This window comes from Stenotrophomonas sp. Nf1 (assembly GCF_003028475.1).
Lineage (GTDB): Bacteria > Pseudomonadota > Gammaproteobacteria > Xanthomonadales > Xanthomonadaceae > Stenotrophomonas.
Genome location: NZ_PYTV01000008.1, coordinates 61,570 through 80,913 on the forward strand (window position 1 = coordinate 61,570; position 19,344 = coordinate 80,913).

18 protein-coding genes are annotated in these 19,344 nt (G+C 66.3%); 8 read left to right on the forward strand and 10 right to left on the reverse strand.

Annotation, left to right across the window (positions count from 1 at the left end):
• Window positions 1-10: 10 nt before the first annotated feature.
• Both C9412_RS14905 and C9412_RS14910 read right to left on the reverse strand, forming a co-directional pair.
• Window positions 11-1,957 carry an EAL domain-containing protein gene (locus tag C9412_RS14905; RefSeq protein WP_107232353.1) on the reverse strand — a complete coding sequence of 649 codons (1,947 nt, stop codon included), beginning with the start codon at window positions 1,955-1,957 and terminating at the stop codon, window positions 11-13.
• Between the two features lie 96 nt (window positions 1,958-2,053).
• Window positions 2,054-2,770, reverse strand: a complete 717-nt coding sequence (locus C9412_RS14910) for an SDR family NAD(P)-dependent oxidoreductase (RefSeq protein WP_107232354.1) — start codon at window positions 2,768-2,770, stop codon at window positions 2,054-2,056.
• A gap of 184 nt (window positions 2,771-2,954) precedes the next feature.
• On the opposite strand from C9412_RS14910, the gene C9412_RS14915 reads away from it, so the two are divergent.
• Entirely contained in the window at window positions 2,955-3,758 is an 804-nt protein-coding gene (locus C9412_RS14915) for an APH(3')-II family aminoglycoside O-phosphotransferase (protein WP_107232491.1), read from the forward strand.
• On the opposite strand, the gene C9412_RS14920 is transcribed toward C9412_RS14915, so the two are convergent.
• Window positions 3,731-4,315, reverse strand: a complete 585-nt coding sequence (locus C9412_RS14920) for a dihydrofolate reductase family protein (RefSeq protein ID WP_107232355.1) — start codon at window positions 4,313-4,315, stop codon at window positions 3,731-3,733. The two genes, C9412_RS14915 and C9412_RS14920, sit on opposite strands and share 28 nt — an antisense overlap.
• Window positions 4,316-4,390: 75 nt before the next feature.
• Between C9412_RS14920 and C9412_RS14925 the strand changes: the two genes are divergently transcribed.
• The 4 genes from C9412_RS14925 to C9412_RS14940 all read left to right on the forward strand — a co-directional run bounded on the left by C9412_RS14925 (window position 4,391) and on the right by C9412_RS14940 (window position 7,769).
• On the forward strand, window positions 4,391-4,921 hold the full coding sequence (locus tag C9412_RS14925; RefSeq protein ID WP_181358682.1) for a TetR/AcrR family transcriptional regulator: 531 nt from the start codon (window positions 4,391-4,393) through the stop codon (window positions 4,919-4,921).
• A 119-nt stretch (window positions 4,922-5,040) separates the two neighbouring features.
• Entirely contained in the window at window positions 5,041-5,631 is a 591-nt protein-coding gene (locus C9412_RS14930) for a TetR/AcrR family transcriptional regulator (protein ID WP_107232357.1), read from the forward strand.
• Window positions 5,628-6,662, forward strand: coding sequence for a heparan-alpha-glucosaminide N-acetyltransferase domain-containing protein (locus tag C9412_RS14935; RefSeq protein WP_107232358.1), 1,035 nt, complete (start codon window positions 5,628-5,630; stop codon window positions 6,660-6,662). Before C9412_RS14930 ends, C9412_RS14935 begins: the two co-directional genes overlap by 4 nt.
• A gap of 99 nt (window positions 6,663-6,761) precedes the next feature.
• Window positions 6,762-7,769, forward strand: coding sequence for an aminoglycoside phosphotransferase family protein (locus tag C9412_RS14940; protein ID WP_107232359.1), 1,008 nt, complete (start codon window positions 6,762-6,764; stop codon window positions 7,767-7,769).
• Between the two features lie 164 nt (window positions 7,770-7,933).
• Here C9412_RS14940 and C9412_RS14945 read toward each other — a convergent pair whose 3' ends face one another.
• The 7 genes from C9412_RS14945 to C9412_RS14975 form a co-directional block, all read right to left on the reverse strand.
• The gene (locus C9412_RS14945) at window positions 7,934-8,821 is read right to left on the reverse strand and encodes a DMT family transporter (RefSeq protein ID WP_107232360.1); all 888 of its coding nucleotides are present in this window, start codon (window positions 8,819-8,821) and stop codon (window positions 7,934-7,936) included.
• 32 nt (window positions 8,822-8,853) lie between these two features.
• Window positions 8,854-9,915, reverse strand: coding sequence for a UDP-N-acetylmuramate dehydrogenase (murB, locus tag C9412_RS14950; RefSeq protein WP_107232492.1), 1,062 nt, complete (start codon window positions 9,913-9,915; stop codon window positions 8,854-8,856).
• 8 nt (window positions 9,916-9,923) lie between these two features.
• Complete coding sequence (locus tag C9412_RS14955) at window positions 9,924-10,979, reverse strand: quinone-dependent dihydroorotate dehydrogenase (protein ID WP_107232361.1); 1,056 nt, start codon at window positions 10,977-10,979, stop codon at window positions 9,924-9,926.
• 8 nt (window positions 10,980-10,987) lie between these two features.
• Window positions 10,988-11,758: a class I SAM-dependent methyltransferase gene (locus C9412_RS14960; protein WP_107232362.1), complete on the reverse strand. Its 771-nt coding sequence runs from the start codon at window positions 11,756-11,758 to the stop codon at window positions 10,988-10,990.
• A gap of 7 nt (window positions 11,759-11,765) precedes the next feature.
• Window positions 11,766-12,050 carry a DUF4190 domain-containing protein gene (locus C9412_RS14965; protein ID WP_107232363.1) on the reverse strand — a complete coding sequence of 95 codons (285 nt, stop codon included), beginning with the start codon at window positions 12,048-12,050 and terminating at the stop codon, window positions 11,766-11,768.
• Between the two features lie 158 nt (window positions 12,051-12,208).
• Window positions 12,209-13,048: an SDR family oxidoreductase gene (locus C9412_RS14970; RefSeq protein WP_107232364.1), complete on the reverse strand. Its 840-nt coding sequence runs from the start codon at window positions 13,046-13,048 to the stop codon at window positions 12,209-12,211.
• Window positions 13,048-14,580, reverse strand: a complete 1,533-nt coding sequence (locus C9412_RS14975) for an aldehyde dehydrogenase family protein (protein WP_107232365.1) — start codon at window positions 14,578-14,580, stop codon at window positions 13,048-13,050. The genes C9412_RS14970 and C9412_RS14975 overlap by 1 nt, the downstream gene beginning before the upstream one ends.
• Window positions 14,581-15,009: 429 nt before the next feature.
• Between C9412_RS14975 and C9412_RS14980 the strand changes: the two genes are divergently transcribed.
• The 3 genes from C9412_RS14980 (at window position 15,010) to C9412_RS14990 (ending at window position 19,323) form a co-directional block, all read left to right on the forward strand.
• Complete coding sequence (locus C9412_RS14980) at window positions 15,010-16,467, forward strand: undecaprenyl-phosphate glucose phosphotransferase (protein ID WP_107232366.1); 1,458 nt, start codon at window positions 15,010-15,012, stop codon at window positions 16,465-16,467.
• Between the two features lie 152 nt (window positions 16,468-16,619).
• On the forward strand, window positions 16,620-17,054 hold the full coding sequence (locus tag C9412_RS14985) for a low molecular weight protein-tyrosine-phosphatase (RefSeq protein WP_107232367.1): 435 nt from the start codon (window positions 16,620-16,622) through the stop codon (window positions 17,052-17,054).
• A 58-nt stretch (window positions 17,055-17,112) separates the two neighbouring features.
• A complete protein-coding gene (locus C9412_RS14990; protein ID WP_107232368.1) occupies window positions 17,113-19,323 on the forward strand; it encodes a polysaccharide biosynthesis tyrosine autokinase in 2,211 nt (736 codons plus the stop codon).
• Window positions 19,324-19,344 lie beyond the last annotated feature (21 nt).

Genomic DNA, 19,344 nt, shown 5'->3' on the forward strand with positions numbered 1-19,344 from the left:
ACCCTGCAGGCTAGCGTGCCGCAAGCTGGCGGAACTCTGCGGCCGGCAGCGCCGCCGAGTACAGGTAGCCCTGTCCGACATCCACCCCCAATGCACGCAGTTGCTGTTCCTGCGCCAGCGTTTCGGTACCCTCGGCCACCACGATCGCGCCGCAGCGATGGGCGACCTCGACGATGAAGCGGACAATGGACTGCGATTTCGCATCGGCCAGTGTGGCGATCAGCGACTGCTCGATCTTGACCTCGGCGATGGCCAGCTGCGAAAGCAGGATGAGCGTGGAGTAGCCGGCACCGAAATCATCCAGCGACAGCGTCACGCCTGCGGCGAGCAACTGGGCGATGTTGGCGTCGACGACGTCGCGCTCGACGATCTCCGTCCACTCCACGATCTCCAGGCGCAGCATCGCACCGGCCACGTCATGCAGCTGCAGCAGCTCCTGCAGGCGCAGGCCGAAGTCGGGCAGGCGCAGTGACTCGGCCGAGACGTTGACGGCGATGGTCAGCGCGGCGACGTCCTGCTGGCTGTGCTGCAGGAAACGCACCGCCGAACGCAGCGTGGCCCACTCCAGGTCCGCCAGCCGGCCGTGCCGGCGCACCAGCGCGATCACCCGCATCGGTGCGATGGCACGCCCTTCACCATCGCGCATGCGCAGCAGCGCCTCGGCACCCACCAGCTGCCGATCGTGCAGGCGATGCTTGGGCTGGTAGCACAGCGGGGCGTCGCCCTGCTGCAGCCAATGATCGAGCGCGCTCTCGATCAGGGCGTCGATCTCGCTGTCGCGCTGGATCGGATCATCAAAGAACACCACGCCTGATTCGATCGCACTCAGCGCCAGGGTGATCGCACGGAACGGCAGGTGGCCATCGTCGGCATCGCCTGGGGGCTTCAGTTCCACCACCGCGCAACGGAACAGCGGCCGGAAGCCCGGCCAGTCCTGCGCAACGCGGTCGGCCAGGTTGGAGGCCAGTTCGGCGATCTGCGGCTGCACGCGCAGTTCGGGCAGCGACAGGTCATGGATCAGGATCGCCAGCGCGGCGTCGCCAAACTGGTAGATCTCCACCCGCTCTGCGGGCAGCGGCGGCAGCAGCCGGCGCACGTCGTCGCTGCTGTCGCGTCGCCACAGTCCGCTGTCCTGCAAGGGCCCATAGCGAAGGCGCAGGTCGCGCAGGTTGCCCATCTCGGCCACGATCAGGCAGGCCTTGCCGAGGCCGTCGTTGTCGCGCCAGATCTGCTGCAGGCGTTCGCCCAGTGCACGCATGTTCGGCAGCCCGCTGATCGGATCAACACGCAGCCAGGCCTGCTCGCGCTGACGCTGCGCATCGATCTGCGCGTCGTTGTAGACCAGCGCGAACACCGCGCCGAGCATCAGCAGCGAAAGCGGCAACGCCAGCAAACGCTGGATCGCCAGTTCTTCCACCGGCAGGTGGGCGGCACCGATGATCGCCACGCCCAGCGCCAGGCCAAGGGCGGTGACCCCGATGCGCACCCCCCACGCCTGCAGGAGAATGCGCAGCGAGAGTTCGCCCAGCATGCGCGGGTGCAGGCGACGACGCAGCCAGATGCCAGCCAGCATCTGCAGGGTGGATTCGAGGCTGGCAGGCAGGAAGAACTGCGTACCCGAAAACTGGTAGCGCGCCATCAGACTGCCGGCGAGACAGGCCAGTCCGCCGCGCCAGCCGCCGAGCAGACCACTGATCAGCAGGATATCGAAGCCGAGGTGGAGCTTGACCACCCCCTGGGTATAGCGGGCCACAAACCAGGAATTGAACAGGTAGATCAGGCCCAGCGCCACGCCCACGTACAGCCGGCGGCCTTCGATGGCATGGCCGGCACGGCGGGTGGCGATCAGCAGCACGCCGATCATGCCGATCACCGCGGTGGCCTGCAGCAGGTACAGCGGCAGGCTGGGCAGGGCGCTGTCCAGGACCTGGGCCGCAACCCGTGAAAGCGCATCCATAGCAGGTTCCCGCCTGTGACCGACGGCCAGTGAGGAGCAGGGTAAACCACGGCCGCGCGCGCGGCCACTGAGGCCGCGCGGCGCTGGCTGCCGGGGTCAGTAGCGAGGGTCGGCGATGGCCGGCAGCACCAGTTCGCGTACGAAGCCGGACGGCGACAGCTGCAGCAGTGCACGCACCATGGCCACCACGTCGTGCACCGGTACCAGTTCACCTTGGCCACGTGCCGCCGCGTCGGCCACCGGTACCGACAGCGCATCGTCGGTATTGAGATAACCCAGCTGCAGGCTGGTTACCGCCAGGCGTCGATCACGGAAGCCTTCGCGCAATGCGTCGGCGATGCCGTTGAGTGCGAATTTCGAAGCGCCGAAGGCTACTTCCGGACGGCCACTGCGCGGCAATGCCGAGGTCGAGCCGGTCAGCACCAGCTGCGGTCGCGGCGCGTTCAGTACGCGCGGCAACAGGCGCTGCAGCAGCACCAGCGTGGCGGTGATGTTGACGTCGACCAGCTGCGTGAGCGCCGCATCGCTTTCATCGAGGAAGGCGTACTCGTCGCTGAAAGCCTTCTCTTCCCAGATGCCCAGGTTGTGAATCAGCACGTCCAGATCGGCCGGTGCCTGCGCGGCAATGTGGTCGGCGGCAGTGGAGGGTTGGGCCAGGTCGGCCTCGATCCATTGCAGGGTGATTCCATCCGGGCATTGCAGGTCGCGCGGGCGGCTGCGGGAAACGCCGATGACCGTATCGCCGGGGCTGCACAGGCCTTCCACGAACGCCCGACCGAGGCCCCTGCTGGCGCCGATGACCATCAACTTCATGTTGCTTCCTTGTATTCGGGAGGTGCAGCGATCGTCGCGGCGCCGGCTACTGTGGACGGCATGCAGCGATTCGTCCATCGCCGCGCGCGCTGGCGTACGGATCCGGTTCAGCGCGGCGACGTGCCTGCCGGAAGTACGCGACAATTGCCAACGTCACCGACCGACGCCGGACCTTCGCATGTGCATGGACGAACCCGAACCCACCGCTGGCGATATTCCGCTGCCGCAGGCGTGGCGGGAAATGCTGGCCGGCGCCCGCATCGAACGGCAGTCGATTGGTGTCTCGCGTGCGGATGTTGCCCGCGTATATCGGCCCGGACAGGCCGACGCTTTCCTGAAGTCGGAAGTGATCGATGCCTTCAGTGAACTGGGTGACGAGATCGCGCGCCTGCGTTGGCTGCAGGCTCAGGGCCAGCCTGCGCCGACGGTGATTGCCACCGCAGAGGAAGCCGGTCGACGCTGGTTGCTGATGAGTGCGCTGCCGGGTCGTGATCTGGCTTCTTCACCGGACCTGCCGCCGCAGCAGGTGGTAGCTGTGCTGGCCGACGCGTTGCGCGGCCTGCATGCCTTACCGGTGGCGGCGTGTCCGTTCGACCAGCGGTTGGCCTCGCGCCTTCAAGCCGCACAGGCGCGCGTCAAGGCGGGTCTGGTCGACGCCGACGACTTCGATGACGAACGTCTGGGGCAGAGCGCGCAGCAGGTGTTCGCCGCGCTTGATGCCACCCGGCCGGAGCACGAGGACCTGGTGGTGAGCCACGGCGATGCCTGCCTGCCCAATCTGATGGTGGCCGATGGCCGCTTCAGCGGTTTCATCGACTGCGGGCGGCTGGGCGTCGCCGACCGCTACCAGGACCTGGCATTGGCGGCGCGCAGCCTTGTGCACAATTTCGATGACACCCGCTGGGTGGCACCGCTGTTCCAGCGCTATGGCGTGATCGCCGATGAGCGACGGTTGGCGTTCTATCGATTGCTCGACGAGTTCTTCTGAGGCAACAGGCGGGCGCTGACCTGCAGAAGACCGTTGCCGGCCGACGCTGCCGAAGTGAACTGCAGAGCCACGGGCTCGGGTAGTAGGTCGAACAGGCGTACACCGCCGCCGAGCAGCACGGGCAGCCATGTCAAAACCAGTTCGTCCAGCAGTTGTGCCTGCACCACTTGGCGGACCATCGCGCCACCATCGACATAGACGTCCTTGCCAGCGGCGAGGGCGCCTGCCCGTTCGACCAGATTGCCGATGCTGCCCTGTGCAACCTGCACGTTGGCAGGGGCGTCATGCAGTGCGCGATGGCTGGCGACGAGCACTGGAAGGTCACGGTACGGCCACTCCGGCATGGCGGCCACCACGTCGTAGGTGGTGCGCCCCATCAGCAGGCAACCGATGTCGGCGATGAAGCGTGGGTAATCCAGATAGTCCGGTGACGCGGGCAGATCACCTTGGCATGCGTGGTCTGCGCTGAGCCAGTCCAGATCGTTGTCCGGTCCAGCAATGTAGCCATCCAAAGAACTTCCCAGATAGGCGCGGATGCGTGATCGAAGCTGAGTCATTGTCAGGTTATATATAAACGAATATTCATTTATATTATGCCAATGGCACGGACCAAATCCATTTCCGACGAACGCGTGGTCGACCTGGCCGTGGACCTGTTGGTGGACGCCGGCCCGCAGGGCTTTACCCTTGCCGCGCTCGGCGCGCGCGCGGGGCTGTCGGCGGCGACGCTGCTTCAGCGTTTTGGCAGCCGCGCCGCATTGCTGGAAAGGGCGATCCGCCGTTCCAGCGAGCGCCTGGCCGCCTCGGTACCGGCACCTGCAGCAGCGACGGTGGAATCGCTGGTGAGCTGGCTGGGTGGGCAGACCCGCGGCATGGAAACGCGTCAACGTCTCGCCGGTCATATGGCGCTGCTTATGGAAGACCTGCGTGCGGCTGGCGGGCGCCGGGCCCTGTTGGCCAATACACATGTGCTTGACATGCGGGCCGGCATTGCGAAGCAGCTGCAGGCGATGGGGTTCATCGATGCCGACGCAGCTGCGTCGACGGTGGAAGCGCACTGGCATGGCCTGGTGATCCAATGGGGGCTCACCGGCAAGGGCAGCCTTCGCAGCTGGGTTGAGGCCGGACTGCGGCGGGTCATCGCTCTGCTGCCGAAGCGCTGATCGCGCGGGGGCGATGGGCGGAGTTGAATCTTCGTTGAGGTCAGGGCTGGCTGAACGAATCCCGGCTGAGGATAGATGGGTGCTTACAATAGAACGAACGTTCGTTCATTGTTGGGGCCATGAACCGCATCGACCGCAATCAGCAACGCATCGCGCAGATCCTGCAGGCGGCCCTGCAGTGCTTCCTGGCCAAAGGCTTCCATCAGACCAGCATGCGCGACATCGCACAGGCAGCCGGGGTCAGCCTGGGCAATCTCTACAACCACTTCCCGGGCAAGGAGGCGATCATCCTTGCGGTGGCAGTGGCCGAGAGCGAGGAACTGGCGCCACTGCTGGCGCGGTTGACTGCAGCAGACGGTGAACGTACGCAGGTGCTCGCGTTCCTGCAGGCGTTCCACGCGCTGTGCCGGCAGCCGGAATGGGCCACGCTTGCCGTCCAGATCCTCGCCGAATGTGCGCGGACCCCGGAAGTAGCCGCCGCCTTCAACGCCAATCGACGGCAGGTGCAGCAGGCGCTGGCAGATGCATTGCTGCGCCTGGCGAAGCGCGAACGCCGGCGACCTGCACTGGCACCGGCGCTGCAGGCGCAGGTCATGCTGGACGCCATCGAGAGCGATGCGCTGCGCCGGGGCCTTTTCCAGGCGGGGGATGTGCAGGAAGTCGCGCTTGATCCCGGCCAGCTGCTGGCACTGCTGGGCGCACACGGGTGAGTGCCGTCGACCGGCGCATGCATGGCCTGGATCTCGCGCGCTACCTGGCCCTGGCCGGCATGGTGCTGGTCAACTTCCGGCTGGCGATGGCCGTGCCTTCGGAAGGTGACGGCTGGCTGGCCAGCTTCTTCCATCTGCTCGAGGGCAAGGCATCGGCGACGTTCGTCACGCTGGCGGGGTTGGGCCTGGTACTGGCCACGCAGCGCCAGCAATGGGGGCCGGCAACGCTGCAGACCTGGCGGCGCGCGATGGCCCTGCTGGTGCTGGGCCTGCTCAACCTGACCCTGTTTCCGGCCGACATCCTGCACTATTACGCGGTGTACTTCGCGCTTGCAGTGCTGTGGCTGCGCGCGTCGCCGAAGGTGTTGCTGGCCAGCATCGTCGGCCTGGCGGCGTGCTCGTTCTGGGCGCTGCTGCGCTGGGATTACAGTCAAGGCTGGAACTGGCAGACACTGGAGTACGCGGGCCTCTGGCAATGGCCTGGCGCGGTGCGCAACCTGCTGTTCAACGGTTTCCACCCAGTGCTGCCGTGGCTGTGCTTCTTCCTGCTGGGGATGCTGTTGGCGCGCCTGCCGCTGTCGCTACCCCGGGTGCAGCGGGCAGTGCTGATGCTGGGGCTTTTGCTGATCGTTGCCGGCCACGGTGTGCAGCATCTGGCGCAGGCAACGCCCTGGCAGGCGTGGCTGGGAACGCAGCCGATGCCACCCGGTCCGGCCTACCTGCTGACCGGCGCTGGTGCGGCGTGTTCGCTGATCGCGACCTGCCTGCTGCTCACGCGTCGATACCCGGGTGACTGGATGGAACCGTTCACCGCCGCAGGGCGCATGACCCTGACCCTGTATGTCGGCCACATCCTGCTGGGCATGGGCACACTGGAAAGCCTGGGCCTGCTGGACAGCAGGGCTTCGTTGGCGTCGGTGCTGTTGTGGGCGCTGCTGTTCCTGATGCTGGCGACAGGCGCAGCGTGGCTGTGGTCGTGGTGGTTTGCGCGTGGCCCGCTGGAAGCGTTGATGCGTCGCGTCGCGGGCTAGCCTTCAGCGCGCCCCGGCACGACGTTGTGACGGACATGTCTGTGTCTCGGCGAGGGCATCTGCGATAGTGGGCGCAGGTAATACTTTCCCCTTCCATTCATGTCATTCGCGTCGGCGCAGCATCTCGGCGAAGTTCTACAACAGTCCTACGGCATTACGGCGACCGCAGTGGTGCCACGCGCGATCGGCGCCGACGCGGGCGCCAGCGTGTACCGCGTCGATGCGCGGCACGGCCAGTGGTGGCTGAAATGCCGTACCTACCAGGTTGATCCCACGGTGTGGGACAGCCTGCATTGGTTGCGCGGCACCTCCGGCATCGACGAGATCGTGGCGCCCTGGCCGGCACTCACCGGCGGCGCATCGGTTCAGCGCTGGGGCCTGCAGTTCACCCTGTTTCCCTATGTTGAAGGTCAGTCCGGTTTCGAGGCCCCCTTGAGCCGCGCCCAGTGGAACCGGTTGGGCCAGGTGCTGCGGCGTCTGCACGAGGTGCAGCTGCCTGCGGAACTGCGGGGAGCATTGCCGCGCGTGCAGCTGGAGCCCGCAGCGCTGGAAACGGTGGGCCGCTGGCTGGCAGAGGATGGCCTGCCGGCGGCACAGGACGGGCTCAGTCGCGCGTTCGTCTCCATATGGGAGCAGCAACACGCGCGCATCTCCGCGCTGCACGCCCACGCGCTGCAGCTGTACGGCGCACTGCAGGGCGTTGCGGTGGACCTGCACCTGTGCCACACCGATCTGCACGCCGGCAACCTGCTGATGGGCAACGATGGCGGGCTGCACCTGATCGATTGGGACGGCCTGTCACTGGCACCGCGCGAACGTGACCTGATGTTCGTCGGTGCCGCCGTTGGAGGGCGCTGGGGCCGTGAGAACCCAGCGGGTTTCGGCGAAGGCTATGGCAGCGACCTGGGCGATCCGCGCTGGATCGCCTGGTATCGCCACTGGCGCATCCTGCAGGATCTGATCGAATTCCAGCAGGTGCTGCTGGCGCCAGGCGCGCTGGATCGTTCGCCCCAGCTGCGCCGGCAGTCGCTGCATTTCCTCAGCGAGCAGTTCGCTCCGGGCAACGTGTTTGATGCCGCCGAGCGCGCGTATCGCGCGCTGGGCTAGGTTCCGGGCCGTTGCCAGAATCGCACCGGGTAGAGTCGACCGTTGGTCGACTGCGATTCGATTGGACCAGGCAAAGCACGCGCTGCGCGCGATAGTCGACTAACAGTCGACTCTACCCATGGCTTGTCCATGCAGCACCCATGGCCTGTCCATGCGGGCAGTTTTCATTCGGCCGGTTTGGCGGCGGCCGAGGCGGCAGCGCTGGCGGCACGCCGCGACAGCACAGCTTCGCGATGGGCGATATAGGCATTGGCGGCGAGGATGATGCCGGCACCGAGGATCGTCCAGCGATCGACGGTTTCATCGAACAGCAGCCAGCCACACAGGGTCACCAGCGGAAGCTGCAGGAAGCTGATCGGGGTCAGCGCTGACACCTCGCCCAGGCGCAGTGCGCGCGTCCACAACAGCTGGCCCAGGGTGCCAAGCACGCCGGTGGCCAGCAGCCACAACCAGGCCACACCGGTGGGCCAGACCCAGACGAACAGCGCCGGGACCAGCGACAACGGCACCCAGAACACATAGGTGTAGAGCACCACGGTGTCGGCGCTGTCGATGCGGGTCAGCTGCTTGATCTGGATCGCTACCAGCGAGCTGAGCACGGCCGCGCAGACCGCGACCAGGCTGCCAGCGGTGAAGCCGGCGGTGCCAGGGCGCACGATCACCAGCACGCCGATGAAGCCGACCACCACCGCCGCCCAGCGGCGCACGCGCACGGTTTCGCCCAGCCAAAGTACCGCCGCAATGGTGACGAACAGCGGCGTGGAGTATGAGAGCGAGACCGCCTGTGCCAGCGGCAGGTGGCCCAGCGCCCAGAACGCACACAGCATCGACGCCAGGCCGATCGCACTGCGCACGAAATAGCGGGGCAGCTGCTGGGTCTTCAATGGCGCGCGGCCTGGCCGCAGCAGCATCGGCAGCAGCGCAAGCAGGCCGAAGGCGTTGCGGAAGAACGCCACTTCCTGGGTCGGCACGTAGCGGGTGGCATAGCGGATCGCCACCGCCATCAGGCCAAAGGCCATCGTGCTGCCGAGCATCAGCAGCGCCGCCCGCATCGGGGTGGCGCCGGGGGAGAGGGTGGGGCTGTTCACCACTGTGCGCCGAGCAGGCGGGGCTCCGGTTCGATCGGTACGCCGAATTTCTCCAGCACCGAGGCCGAGATGCGGCGCGCCAGCTCCAGCAGTTCGGCGCCGGTGGCGCTACCGTGGTTGACCAGCACCAGCGCATGGCTCGGCGCCACGCCCGCATCGCCTTCGCGGAAGCCCTTCCAGCCGCAGGACTCGATCATCCATGCCGCCGAGACCTTGCGCTTGCCCTCCTGCTCGGCCGGGAACACCGGCAGCTCGGGGAAGTGCTGCAGCAACACGTCGACCTGCTCCAGCGGCAGCACCGGGTTCTTGAAGAAACTGCCGGCGTTGCCCAGCACATCAGGGTCGGGCAGCTTGCGGCGGCGGATGGCGATCACTGCATTGGCCACGTCCACCGCGCCGGGTAGTTCCACGCCCTGAGCGTGCAGCTCCTCGCGGATGCCGGCGTAGTCCATGCGCAGGTCATGCAGCAGCGGCAGCTTCAGTTCGATGGCGGTGATCAGGTAACGGTCCATCTGCTGCTTGAACACGCTGTCGCGGTAAGCGAAGCCGCACTGCTCGTTGTCCAGGCGGACCCAGGCCTGCTGCTGGCAGTCCCAGGCTTCGACGGCCTGGATGAACTCGCCGACCTGCACGCCATAGGCGCCGATGTTCTGGATGGGGGCGGCACCGGCGGTGCCGGGAATCAGGGCCAGGTTTTCCAGGCCGGACAGGCCTTCCTGCAGCGACCACATCACCAGGCCATGCCACGGTACACCGGCGCCGGCGCGGATCACCGCATGGTCGGCGCGGTGTTCGAGGAAGCTGATGTCGCGGTTGCCGAACACCAGCACGGTGCCGGGCAGGTCCTCGGCGATCAACACATTGCTGCCGCTGCCCAGTACCAGCAACGGGCCCTCAGCCACTTCGGGCAGCGCCAGCACCTCCGGCAACAGCGCCGGGTCGTGCAGTTCCAGCAGCTGTGCCGCGCTGGCCTGCACATGGAAGGTGTTCAGTGCCTGCAGCGGCGCATTGCGGGTGAGCGTCCAGCGCAGCGGTGCGGCGGCGTCGGTGGTGTCCATGGGCGCGTTCACAGCGGTGCCACCGCGCCACGGCTCGGCGCTTCGCGGCGGCGACGGATCGCCTCCACGCATTCGGAAACCAGCGCCGGGCCACGGAAGATCAGGCCGCTGTAGCACTGCACCAGTGCAGCACCGGCGGCCATCTTGGCCACCGCGTCGGCACCGGACAGGATGCCGCCGACACCAACCAGCGGCACCGATTCGGGCAGGCGCGCACGCAACCGGCGCAGCACCAGGGTGGACTGTTCCAGCACCGGTGCGCCGGACAGCCCGCCGGCTTCGTTGGCCAGCGGATCGCCGGCCACCTTGCTGTGGTCGATGGTGGTATTGGTGGCGATCACGCCGTCCACCTGAAGCTCACCGAGCACACGCGCGGCGGCATCGATGTCACGCTCGCTCAGGTCCGGCGCCACCTTCACCAGCATTGGCACGCGACGGCCGTGCCGCGCGGCGAGGTCTTCCTGGCGGTCACGCAGCTGGCTGACCAGCTGGCGCAGCGCGGTCTCTTCCTGCAGTTCGCGCAGGCCGGCAGTGTTGGGCGAAGAAATGTTGACGGTGATGTAGTCCGCCAGCGGGTACACCTTGTCCATGCAGGCGATGTAGTCATCGGCCGCCTGCTCGTTGGCGGTGTCCTTGTTCTTGCCGATGTTGATGCCGAGCAGGCCACGGCGGTTGCGCGCGCGTTCGACATTGCGCACCAGCACATCCACACCGGCATTGTTGAAGCCCATGCGGTTGATGATGGCGTTGTGTTCCGGCAGCCGGAACAGGCGCGGCTGCGGGTTGCCGGCCTGCGGGCGCGGGGTGATGGTGCCGATCTCGACGAAGCCGAAGCCCAGCGCGAACAGGGCATCGATGTGCTCGCCGTTCTTGTCCAGCCCCGCGGCCAGGCCGACCGGGTTGGGGAAATTCAGCCCGAACACGGTGCTCGGCATCGGCGCGATGCGGGCGGCCAGCAGCGGCGTGGTGCCGGTGCGCCAGGCCAGGTCCAGTGCGGACAGGCCAAGGCCGTGGGCGCGCTCGGCATCGAGCGAGAACAGGAAGGGTCGGGCAAGCGAATACATGCGTCGGTTCAGTCCAGCGTGCCGAGGAAGGCTCGGGTTTGATATTCAAAAGCGACCTGGCCGTCGACCGCGTGGGCGGCGAACAGGTCCTGCAGCGCGGCGATCATCGGCGCGTGCCGCGCATGACCGGCCTGCGGGGCGTAGGAAGAGGACAGCAGCCGCCCGCGCAGAGCGTCCAGATCCAGGTACTGCACGTTCGGCAACTGGGCCATGCCGCGCAGCCCCGCCCCGAACCATGCCTGCATCGTGGCGTCGTCCTGGTAGCGCTCGGCCACCGCGCTGTAGTCGGTGCCGAAATCCAGCAGCAGCTGCTCGTAGCCCACCAGGAACGGGCTGGCATCGAGCAGGCGCGAATTCCAGTAGATCAGCGCCTGGCCACCGGGACGCAGGATGCGCTGCCATTCGGCGCGCACGGCCACGGTGTCGAACCAGTGGAAGGCTTGGGCGACGCTGACCAGATCGATGCTGGCATCATCCAGTCCGGTGGCTTCGGCGCGGCCATCGACGGCCCGGAACTGCGGGTATTGCGGGCCCAGCCATTGCTCGGCGGCGGCGCGCATGGCCGCATTGGGTTCGACGGCAACCACGGGATGGCCGGTGGCCAGGAACAAGCGGCTGGAGATGCCGGTGCCGGCGCCGATGTCGGCGACCTGGGCCTGATGGCTGACGCCCATCGGGCCATGCAGCCACTCCAGCAGGGCGGGGGGGTAGTCAGGCCGGTAACGGACGTAGTCGGCGACGCGGCTGCTGAAGCGTTCAGTGCTGTCGGAAGTCGTCATGGCGGGCTCAGTTCGACATCGCGGCGAGCCAGGCCAGGCCGCCGAAGAACAGGATGAAGACCACGATCGCGGCGATCACGGCGCCGACCATCAGCCAGCCCAGTACCAGGCCAGTGACGGCCAGACCGTCACCGTCAAGGTCGTGCGGGCGGCGGCGGATCTCGGCGCGGGCCATGTGCCCGGTGACGATGGCCACGATGCTGGCCACGAACGGCAGGACGGTCCAGCTGGCGATGCCGGCGACCAGGCTCACTACGGCCAGGGCACTTGTCTGTCGGGGTGCCACGCTCATCGGGGTCCTCCTTGCAGTGTGCACATGATAGTGCCTCTGCCCGGGCAATCCCATGGGCAGTGCCCTGTAGAGCCGAGCCCATGCTCGGCTGGACCCTGGGCAATGCAGTGTCGATCGCGCCTCGCGCGCTAGCCGAGCATGGGCTCGGCTCTACAGATTCAGCCCATCAACACCTGGCCGCCATCGACATTGAGCACATGGCCGGTGATCCAGCGCGCCAGCGGCGAGCACAGGAACAGGGCGGCATCGGCGATCTCGCGCGGATGACCGAAGCGCCCGAACGGAATCTTCGCCAGGGTGCCGTGGTACAGCGCAGGATCTTCGGTGCGGCGACGGTCCCACAGGCCGTCGTCGAACGCGATCGAGCCCGGTGCGATGGCGTTGACCCGGATGCGGTGCGGGGCCAACGCCAGCGCCTGCGAGGTGGTGTAGTGCGAAAGCGCGGCCTTGGCTGCGGCGTAGGGCGCGCCACCGGGGCGCGGCTGCTGCGCGGCAATCGAAGACAGGTTCAGGATGCAGGCATCGTCGGAGGCACGCAGCCACGGCTGCGCCAGCCGCGACGCACGCACCGCCGCCATCAGGTCGATCTGCAGGCTCGCGGCCCAGCCGTCCTCATCGTCGGCCATGCCGTAGCCGGTGGCATTGTTGACCAGTACGTCGATGCCACCGAGTACGTTGGCGGCAGCGTCCAGCCACGCCTGGATCTGGCCGATGTCGGCCAGATCGGTGGCAAACGTGTGCAGCGGTGTGCCTTGGGCGTGGGCGTCGGCCTGCAGGGCATCCAGCCCTGCCTGGCCGCGGGCGCAGGTCGAAACCTGCGCACCGGCAGCAGCGAATGCCAGCGCCATTTCACGGCCAATGCCCTTGCTGCCGCCGGCGATCAGCACCCGGCGGCCGGTGAAGTCGAGGGTCGGAGCCCCTGCGGGGGTCCGACCCTGGGCAGGGGTCAGATCCCCGGAGGGGCTCTGACCCGCAGGCATGGCCGAATCGTTGGCCATTACAGGTCGAACTTGATGCCCTGGGCCAGCGGCAGCGAATCCGAATAGTTGATGGTGTTGGTCTGGCGGCGCATGTAGACCTTCCACGCATCCGAACCCGACTCGCGGCCACCGCCGGTGTCCTTCTCGCCACCGAAGGCACCACCAATCTCTGCACCGGAGGTGCCGATGTTGATGTTGGCGATGCCGCAGTCGCTGCCGGCCGCCGACAGGAACTTCTCGGCGGTCTTCAGGTTCTGGGTGAAGATCGACGAGGACAGGCCCTGCGGCACGCCGTTCTGCATGTCGATGGCTTCATCGATGCTGTCGTACGGCATCACGTACAGGATCGGCGCAAAGGTCTCGTGCTGGACCACGGCATCGCTGTTCTTCAGGCCCGAGACGATCGCCGGCAGCACGAAGTTGCCGGCGCGGTCGATGCGGGTGCCACCGGTTTCGATGGTGCCGCCGGCAGCCTTGGCCTGGGCGATGGCATCGAGGAACTGCTGCACGGCGCCGTCGCTGTTGAGCGGGCCCATCAGGTTGGCGGCATCGGTCGGGTCGCCGATCTTGCCTTCCACCTGCTTGTAGGCCTTGACCAGGGTGGCCAGCACGTCGGCGTAGATCGAGCGGTGCACGATCAGGCGGCGGGTGGTGGTGCAGCGCTGGCCGGCGGTACCGACCGCACCGAACACGATGCCCGGCACGGCCAGCTTCAGGTCGGCGGTTTCGTCCAGGATGATGGCGTTGTTGCCGCCCAGTTCGAGCAGGCAGCGGCCCAGGCGGCGTGCGACCTTTTCGTTGACGGTGCGGCCGACCTTGGTCGAGCCGGTGAAGCTGATCAGCGGCACGCGGCGGTCATCGACCATCTTTTCCGACAGCGCGGTGCCGGCGTCGTTGATCAGGAAGAAGATGTCCGGGAAGCCGGCTTCGCGCAGGGCGTCGTTGCAGATCTTCAGCGAAGCGATGGCGGTCAGCGGGGTCTTGTTGGACGGCTTCCAGATGCAGACGTCGCCACAGATGGCGGCCAGGAACGAATTCCAGCTCCACACCGCGACCGGGAAGTTGAAGGCCGAGATGATGCCGACCAGGCCCAGCGGGTGGTACTGCTCGTACATGCGGTGGCCGGGACGCTCGGAGTGCATGGTGTAGCCGTACAGCATGCGGCTCTGGCCCACGGCGAAATCGGCGATGTCGATCATCTCCTGCACTTCGCCGTCGCCTTCGGGCTTGCTCTTGCCCATTTCCAGCGCGACCAGCGAGCCGAGGGCGTCCTTGTGCTTGCGCAGTGCTTCGCCGCACAGGCGCACGGCTTCGCCGCGGCGCGGCGCCGGCGTGGTGCGCCAGACCTTGAAGGCTTCCTGGGCGCGGGCGACGACGGTGTCGTATTCGGCCTCGGTGGTCGCGCGGACCTGTGCGATCGGCTCGCCGGTGGTCGGGTTGACCGGGGTGATCAGCTCACCGCTGGTCGCGCTCGACCACTCCCCGTTGCCCAGGTACGTGCCAGCGTTGATCGCGTCCAGGCCAAGGGACTTGAGCAGCTCGGAAGACATGCAGACTCCTGTGTTTCGTTACGTTGTTTGGCGCCATCGCGGGCAGGTGGGGGATGCGATGAACGGAACCGCCGATGGTAGCAGAGCCCGGTTGCGCGGCTTTGGTGCGGTGCGAGGTGGCGGTCGGCGGACCGGGGCGTCAAGCGGTTGGCGCCCTGTGAAGGCTTGTTGACGGTTTGTGACGCAAGGTGACGCATATCGACACCCGCTGAAACAAACAAAAATAAGAATAGTTCTAATGACTTAGCTCCGGCGGGAGCGGAGGGTAGGCGCCATCGGGCGATCGGGTTCCTATCTTTTGCGTGCGACATCATTCACAATCCCTACACATTTAATTGACACAGCCTCGACACTTCCGCGCGGGCTGGGGAGTCCCGCGCGCGACAGCGAGCCGCTCGCTGTCGGGTCGGGTAGACATGGAGAAGTGCTTTGCTACATGGATCAGTAGAAGACCTTCCCGCCGAGCGGGCCCGGGCAGGCCGCCGCCGGGTCGAGGCCCGGGCTGCCCTGGAACTGGGGCTGCGCCTGGGTGATCTGTTGCTGCTGCCCGGCATGGCGGTGCTTTCGCACGTGCTGTGCTACGCCAGTGGGGCGCCAAGTCCCTCGCAGCGCATCGTGTTCGGCGCGGTGATTCTCAGCGCCATCGTCTGTTTCTCCATCGCCCCGGTCTACCGCAACTGGCGCTTGCGCGGTCTGCTTGCCGACCTGTGGCTGCTGCTGCTGGCCTGGTCCGGCACGTTCGCCCTGTTCTCGCTGTACGCAGTGCTGGTCGGCCTGGGTGACGCGGTGCCGGCGCAGTGGCTGGTGGGTTGGTACTTCACCGGCCTGGCCTCGATGGCGACGGTGCGCGTGCTGTTGCGGGTGCAGCTGCACCGGCTGCGTTCTCGCGGCCTGGACCGGGAGCGCGTGTTGCTGGTGGGCCTGCGGGCGCCAGCGCTCAGGTTGCACCGCCTGCTGCGCGGCAAGCCGGAACTGGGCAAGGAAGTGGTCGGCTATTTCAGCAGCGCCGGCGACATCGCCACCCGCCGTGGCGGCGATGCGCCGCGCCGTCTGGGCGCTCTGGACGACGTTCCGCAGTACATGGACCTGCACCGGGGCGAGTTCGACCAGGTCTGGGTGTCGATGCCGATGGGCGACACCGCGCCGATCAAGGACATGCTCAAGCAGATCGAGCGCTTTCCCGTGCCTGTGCGCCTGATTCCCGATACCACCGGCCTGGGTGCATTGAATCCCGGGGTGCACCAGGTGGGCGATGTGCCGATGATCGGCGTTCGCCAGGGTCTGGCTGATCATCGCTTCCGGTTGTTCAAGCGCGTCGAGGACATCCTGGTGGCTGGTGTGGCAGTGGTGCTGCTGTCGCCGCTGTTCGTGGTGCTTGCGTTGGGTGTGAAGCTCAGTTCGCCGGGCCCGGTGCTGTTCCGGCAGCGGCGTCATGGGCTGGGTGGCAAGGAGTTCTGGATGCTCAAGTTCCGCTCCATGCGCGTGCATGAAGAGGGCGTGGGGCAGCTGACCCAGGCCACGCGCGGCGATCCGCGGATTACCCGGTTTGGTGCCTTCCTGCGCCGCAGCAGCCTGGATGAGCTGCCGCAGTTCTTCAATGTGCTGGGCGGCAACATGTCGGTGGTGGGGCCGCGGCCGCACGCGATCCAGCACAACAATCACTACGAGCGGGTGATCGAGCGCTACATGCATCGCCACTACGTCAAGCCAGGCATCACCGGCTGGGCGCAGGTGCACGGGCTGCGTGGCGAGACCCCCGAGCTGCGCTCGATGAAGAAGCGCGTGCAGTACGACATCGACTACATCCGACGCTGGAGCCCGACGCTGGACGTGCGGATCATCGCGCTGACCGTGCTGAAGGTGCTGGGCCAGAAGTCGGCGTATTGAGCTGGCCGATGTCCGGAACTGCGACGTAATTCCATGAATCTGTTGGCGATTTCATCGCCTGTAATGCGCTTGTAAGGTATCCTGTGCGGCTGCCGCCGGCCCTTGTTGTTGTGGTCGGGTGCGCCGCAAGGAATGCCACAGGATCCAGGTCAGTGTTCAAGAACGTTCTTTTTGTATGTGTAGGCAACATCTGCCGCAGCCCTTCGGCTGAAGTCATGCTCAGGCAGGCCGTGGCCGGCAAGGGCATCCAGGTGTCCTCGGCGGGTCTGGGCGCGCTGGTGGGGCACGGCATCGATGCCACCGCACAGGAGCTGCTGGTGGAGCAGGGCATGGATGGGTTGGCCCACCGCGCCCGCCAGATCGATGACGCCATCCTCGGCGCCGCCGATCTGGTACTGACCATGGAGCGCAAGCACGTGCGCCGCATCGCCGAGATCGCTCCGCAGGCGTCCGGCAAGACCTTCCTGCTGGGCAAGTGGCAGCAGGATCGGGAGATTCCCGATCCGTACCGCCAGCAGCGTCCCGCGTTCGAGCATGTCTACAAGCTGATGGCTGAGGGCGTGGAGAGTTGGGCGCGTCATCTTTGATTGCTGCCTGTTCCTGGATGTATCGCCGTCCGGCAAATCGCATAACTGAACAAGAACAATGAAAACCAACTCCCGCATCACTCAGGAAGACGGAAGCGACGAACTCGATCTGCGGCAGCTTCTGGGCACGCTCCTCGATCATCGCTGGTGGATTCTGGCAAGCACCTTGCTGTTCTTTGCAGTGGCCGCGGCCTACGCACTGCTGGCTGCGCCGATCTATCGGGCCGACGCGGTGGTCCAGGTGGAATCGAAGATGCCTTCGATTCCCGGTCTGACCGATCTGAGCAAGTCGCTGGGCCTGGGGTCCGGATCCGGCGAGGCCACGACGGAAATCGCCCTGATCAAGTCGCGGGCCGTCGTCGGCAGTGCCGTCGATGCGTTGAAGCTGGATATCGAGATTGCCCCGAAGCGCTTCCCGGTGGTGGGAGGATTCCTCGCCCGTCGTGCGGAGGCGCGCGATCCAGCCGTCCTGGCGTCGCCGATTCTCGGATTGAGCCGTTACGGCTGGGGTGGGGAGACGCTGCAGATTCACCGTCTGGACGTGCCACGTGGGCTGGTTGAAGAAACCCTGACCCTGGTTGCCGGCGAAAAAGGGGCGTTCGAGCTGCGTGGCCCCGACGGTGAGACGATCCTGGACGGTCATGTCGGGCAGCTTGGCAAAGCGCGAGGCGTGACCCTGGAGGTCGCCGCGCTGCGCGCCAATCCGGGCATGCGCTTCACGGTGATCAAGCGTCGCCAGCTGGCCGTCATCAACGAGCTGCAGGAGCGGATCGGTGTTGCCGAGATCGGCAAGGATTCGGGCATCCTGGGGCTGTTCTACGAAAATCGCGACCCTGTTGCAGCCGAGAACTTCCTGCACCAGGTCGCACTGGCCTACGTCCGCCAGAACGTGGAGCGGAACTCCGCCGAGGCATCGGCCCAGCTGAGCTTCGTGAAGGAGCAGCTGCCGGGCATCCGCATGCAGGTGGAGGCCTCGCAGAAGGCATTGAGCGAGTTCCAGATGCGCGAGAACTCGGTGGACCTGTCGCTGCAGACGAAGGGCCTACTTGATCAGGGTGTGGCCGTTGAGACCAGCATCCAGCAGCTGCGCCTGCAGCAGGCTGAGATGGATCGCAAGTTCACCCGGGACCATCCGGCCTATCAGGCGTTGATGAAGCAGATTGGTGAACTGGAGGCCAGGAAGAACGGCTTCCAGGGAGAGGTAAAGCAGCTGCCCAAGGCCCAGCAGGAGCTGCTGCGCCTGACCCGTGACCTTGCGGTTGCAAACGAGATGTATACCGTCATGCTGAGCCAGGCCCAGCAGCTGGACGTTGCACGAGCGGGAACGGTCGGCAATGTGCGCGTGGTGGATGCTGCCCGCGTTGACGACAGCACGCCGGTGAAGCCGAAGAAGCAGGTGATCGCATTGGTCGGCGCATGCGCTGGCTTCCTGCTGGCCGTGCTGGCGATCCTGTTCCGCCAGATGATCAACCGTGGCATCGAGGATCCCGGTCTGATTGAGGAACTGGGCATTCCGGTGTACGCCTCCATCCCCGCGAGCGAGAATCAGGCAAAGGACTCCGTCCGTGGCAAGTTCCGCCAGGATGGCAATCTCCACCTGTTGGCGGTCAAGGATCCTGCGGATCTGGCCATCGAAGCATTGCGCAGCCTGCGAACGAGTCTCCACTTCGCGCGGCTTGAGGCCAAGAACAACATCGTCCTGATCTCAGGCGCAAGCCCGAACGCCGGCAAGACGTTCGTTTCGACGAACCTGGCCACGGTCGTTGCCCAGTCCGGTCAGCGCGTGCTGATCATCGATGCCGACATGCGCAAGGGCACCATGCATCGGGCCTTCGGTGTCAGCCAGACGCCGGGCCTGTCCGAGGCGATTGCTGGCGCGGCCAAGGTCAACGATGTCATCCGCTCCTTCGCACCGGTCAACGGGCTGGACTTCATTGCCCGTGGCGAGGTGCCGCCCAATCCGTCCGAGCTGCTGATGCATCCGAACATGACGCGACTGCTGGAGGAAGTCTCCTCCCGCTATGACCTGGTCATCGTGGATACGCCGCCGATCCTGGCAGTCACCGACGCCGCCATCCTTGCCGCCCAGGCGGGTACGTCGCTGCTGGTGGCGCGATTCGGTCTGAACCAGCAGAAGGAAATCGCGCTGGCCCGGAAGCGGTTCGAGCAGAACGGTGCGGTCATCCGTGGTGCGATCTTCAATGCGGTGCAGAAGCGCGCAACCGGTTACTACAGCTACGGTTACTACGAGTACAAGTCGACCGAGTAACTGCCGTAACGGCAGGTGCCT